Annotated in this window: 3 protein-coding genes; 2 read left to right on the forward strand and 1 reads right to left on the reverse strand. The window is 73.6% G+C overall.

All coding sequences use genetic code 11. The features are described 5' to 3' along the window. Positions 1 to 29: 29 nt before the first annotated feature. Positions 30 to 1,028 (reverse strand): LacI family DNA-binding transcriptional regulator, encoded by a 999-nt coding sequence (locus ACSNOK_RS31605; protein ID WP_436784231.1) that lies wholly within the window; start codon positions 1,026 to 1,028, stop codon positions 30 to 32. A gap of 173 nt (positions 1,029 to 1,201) precedes the next feature. Between ACSNOK_RS31605 and ACSNOK_RS31610 the strand changes: the two genes are divergently transcribed. Continuing rightward, positions 1,202 to 2,341, forward strand: coding sequence for a zinc-dependent alcohol dehydrogenase family protein (locus ACSNOK_RS31610; protein ID WP_436784232.1), 1,140 nt, complete (start codon positions 1,202 to 1,204; stop codon positions 2,339 to 2,341). Continuing rightward, on the forward strand, positions 2,338 to 3,681 hold the full coding sequence (locus ACSNOK_RS31615; RefSeq protein WP_436784233.1) for an MFS transporter: 1,344 nt from the start codon (positions 2,338 to 2,340) through the stop codon (positions 3,679 to 3,681). Before ACSNOK_RS31610 ends, ACSNOK_RS31615 begins: the two co-directional genes overlap by 4 nt. Positions 3,682 to 3,756 lie beyond the last annotated feature (75 nt).

Raw genomic sequence — 3,756 nt, forward strand, 5'->3', positions numbered from 1 at the left:
GTGGGGGCGGTACGGAGGGGACGGGAGGGTCAGCCGGGGCAGCCGCACGAGCTCCGGTGGACGAACGCGCACGGCAGCCGGACGGTACGCGGGGCGCGGCCGGGCTCGGCGAGCCGGTCCAGCAGCAGCCGGACGGCGGCGGCGCCGATCTCGCGGCTCGGCTGGGCGATGGCGGTGAGCCGGGGCTCGAACAGGTCGGCCCAGGAGAAGTCGTCGAAGCAGGCGAGCGCCATGTCGCCGGGGACGGACAGGCGCGCCGCCCGCAGGGCCCGCAGGGCGCCGATGGTCATGGCGTTGTTGGCGGTGACCAGGGCGGTCGGCGGCTGGGCGAGCGCCAGTAGGCGCTCGACGGCCCGTTCGGCGCCCTCCGCGCGGGAGTCGCCGTCCACGACCAGCTCGGGGACGTGCGGAAGCCCGGCCTCCGCCAGCCCCCGGCGGTAGCCGGCGATGCGCTCCGTGGTGGTGCTGAGGCCGGGCGCGCCGGCGACCAGCGCGATCCGGGTGTGGCCCCGCTCGGCGAGGTGCCCGGTCAGCCGGGCCGTCGGCGCCTCGTTCTCCGCGCAGACCTGGTCGTGGGCGTCGCCGACGAGCCGGTCCAGGAAGACGGCCGGCACCCGCGTCCGCGCCAAGTGGTCGAGCAGCGCGGCGGGATCGGCGGACGGGGCGATGATCATGCCGTCGACGCGCCGCTCGTGCAGCAGCCGGACGGTCTTCAGCTCGTGTCCGGGATCGTCGTGCGGATCGGCGGTCAGCAGGCTGTAGCCGGCCTCCAGCGTGCTCGCCTCGACGCCTTGGAAGATCTCGGTGAAGTACGGGTTTCCGGCGGCGGAGACGGCGAGCCCGATCGACCTCGTCCGGGAGGTCACCAGGGAACGGGCCAGCGTGTTGTGGGTGTAGCCCAGTTCCGCGATGGCGGCCCGGACGGCGTCGCGGGTGGCCGGGCGCACCGGGCGGGTCTCGTTGAGGACGTGCGAGACGGTGGCCACGGAGACCCCGGCGTGCCGGGCCACATCCGCCATCGTTGCCATGTCCCGAGCCTCCCCGTGCGCCGCCGCGCGGCACCGCCGCCTGTCCCTGATCTTCCCCGATGTCGTCCGACCGGTCGAAGTTACCCCATGACCTCGTGGACGTAAACGCTTGCGCAAGCGTTTACGTGCCGGTTACGGTCCCGCCACCACACGAGGAAGTGAGGAGCGAGCCCATGCGCGCAGTCGTCGTCACCGGTCCGGGACAAGCCGAGGTGACCGAAGTGCCCGATCCCCGGCCGGGGCCCGGTGAGGTGGTCGTCGAAGTGTCCTCGTGCGGCCTGTGCGGCACGGACATGCACATCCTCGGCGGTGAACTCCCGTCCGTCCGTTACCCGTTGGTGCCGGGGCACGAGCTGACCGGCCGGGTGGTGGCACTGGGCCCGGGCGTGGCCGGGCCCCCGGTCGGCACCCGCGTCGCCGTCGACCCCAACCTGCCCTGCGGCGCCTGCCACTACTGCCGCATCGGCCGCGGCAACCTGTGCGAGAACTACAGCGCGGTCGGCGTCACCCGGGACGGCGGCTTCGCGGAACTGGTGGCGGTTCCGGCCCGCTGCGCGTACGTCCTGCCCGACGGCCTGTCGGACGCGGCCGCCGGCCTGGTCGAACCGCTGTCCTGCGCGGTGCACGGCCTCAATCGGCTGCCCCGCCGGCCGGGTGAGCACTACCTCGTGTACGGCGCGGGCACCATGGGCCTGATGATGGCCGCGGTGGTCCGCGGCGCGGGCGCCGCCTCCGTCTCGATGGTGGACGTCAACACCGACCGGCTGGCCTTCGCCCGGTCCTTCGCGGCCGACGCCGTGGCGACGGACGCCGCCGCCCTCGGCCGCCCGGAGGGCTTCGAGGTGGTGATCGACGCGACCGGCGTGGTCGCGGCGATCGAGGACGGGCTCACCCGCGTCCGCAAGGGCGGCACCTTCCTCCAGTTCGGGGTGGCGGACCCCGCCCGCACGGCGGCGTTCTCGCCGTTCGCCGTCTACAACCGCGAGATCGACATCATCGGCTCGATGGCGGTGCACCACAGCTTCCAGCCGGCGATCGACCTGCTCGCCGCCGGGCTCGACCTGGATCCGCTGGTCAGCCACGTGTACGGGCTCGACGGCTTCGACGAGGCGGTGGCCGCCTTCCGCGCCGGAACCGGCCGCAAACTCCACATCGCGCCGGGCGGCGCGCGGCCCGGGGCGGCCCCGTCGTCTCCTGCGGCGGGAGAGAGTGCACGGGAGGGAGAGGGCGTACGGCCGGGAGAGCGGGCACGGGCGGAAGAGAACGCCCGGACGGCAGAGGGCACTCGGGCCGGAGAGGACGGACGGGCATGAGCACGCCCACAACCGGCACCACCGGCCCGGCCGCCCGCCCGCGACACGTCCTGGACCGGCTCGGCATACCCCGCGTCCTCGCCTGGGGCTACACCGGCGTTCTGCTCTTCATGATCGGCGACGGCGTGGAGACCAGCTACCTGTCCAAGTACCTCGGCGACGACCTCGGCTTCTCCGAGACGGGCGCCGGCGCGATCATCACGGTCTACGGCGTCACCGCCGCGATCGCCTCCTTCCTGGGCGCGGGCCTGCTCTCGGACCGGTGGGGACCGCGCCGCGTCATGGCCGCGGGCGCCGCCGCCTGGGTGGTCTTCCACGTGCTGATGCTGGCCGTGGCGGTCCCGGCGGAGAACTACTGGCTCGTCATGGTCACGTACGGCCTGCGCGGCTTCGGCTACCCGATGTTCGCCTACGGCTTCCTGTCCTGGATCATGGCGGTCGCCCCGCGGGACCACCAGAGCAAGGCCGTCGGCTGGTTCTGGTTCTCCTACAGCGCGGGTTACCCGATCATCGGCTCCTTCGTCTTCGCCGCCGCCACCCCGGCCCTCGGTTTCTACCGGACGCTGTGGCTCTCCCTCGCCGTCGTGCTCGCCGGCTCCCTCGTCGTCCTGCTGCTGCTCAGGGAGCGGACCGGCTTCGACGGGCTGGCGCCGGGCCGGGACGCGCGGAGCGAACTGGCGGGCACCTTCCGGATCCTGTTCGAGAAGCCGAAGCTCGGCATCAGCCTCGTGATCCGGCTCGTCAACACCACACCGTCGTTCGGCATGTGGGTCTTCATGCCCTTCTTCGTCCGGGACCTCGGGTTCGGCGACGGCGAGTGGAACACCCTCCTCGTCGTCATGATGGTCGCCAACCTCGGCGCCCTGCTGGTCTTCGGCGTGCTCGGCGACAACTGGAGCGGACGCAAGACCTGCGCGCTGTTCGGCGGCGTCCTCGGCGCCGTCGGCTGCCTGCTGTGCTACTACCTGCCCGCGGCCGCCGGCCACGCCTTCCTGCCGGCGGCCGTCGCGGTCGCCGTCTACGGCGCCGGGCTGGCCGGGTACGTACCGCTGCCGGCGATGATGGTGGCCCAGGCCCCGGAGCGGCGCGGCCAGGTGATGGGCGTGTACACGCTGGGCGCGGGGCTGAGCGTCGCCGTCGGGCCGCTGATCGGCACGGTGACGTACGGGTCGTTCGGCTTCGAGGGGCTGATGTGGATCTACGCGGGCCTGCTGTCGCTCAACGCGGTGCTGTGCTGGTGCGTGACCTCGCCGGGGGACGGGCTGCCGGGGGACGGGGCGCCGGCGGAGGGAGCGGTGCGGGAGGAGACCGGTGCGGTGGCTTCCGAGGCGCCCGCGTGACGCCCGCGTGATGCCTGCGTGGTGCCCCGTGCTGCCCGTGTGACGCCCGGGGGAGGTGCGCGGGAGGTGCCGGGG

Source organism: Streptomyces sp. URMC 126, assembly GCF_051386555.1.
Lineage (GTDB): Bacteria > Actinomycetota > Actinomycetes > Streptomycetales > Streptomycetaceae > Streptomyces.

Bases quoted from the DNA above. Each gene is read 5' to 3' on its own strand.
- ACSNOK_RS31605 (WP_436784231.1), bottom strand. From the start codon at position 1,028: ATGGCAACGATGGCGGATGTGGCCCGGCACGCCGGGGTCTCCGTGGCC.
- ACSNOK_RS31610 (WP_436784232.1), top strand. From the start codon at position 1,202: ATGCGCGCAGTCGTCGTCACCGGTCCGGGACAAGCCGAGGTGACCGAA.
- ACSNOK_RS31615 (WP_436784233.1), top strand. From the start codon at position 2,338: ATGAGCACGCCCACAACCGGCACCACCGGCCCGGCCGCCCGCCCGCGA.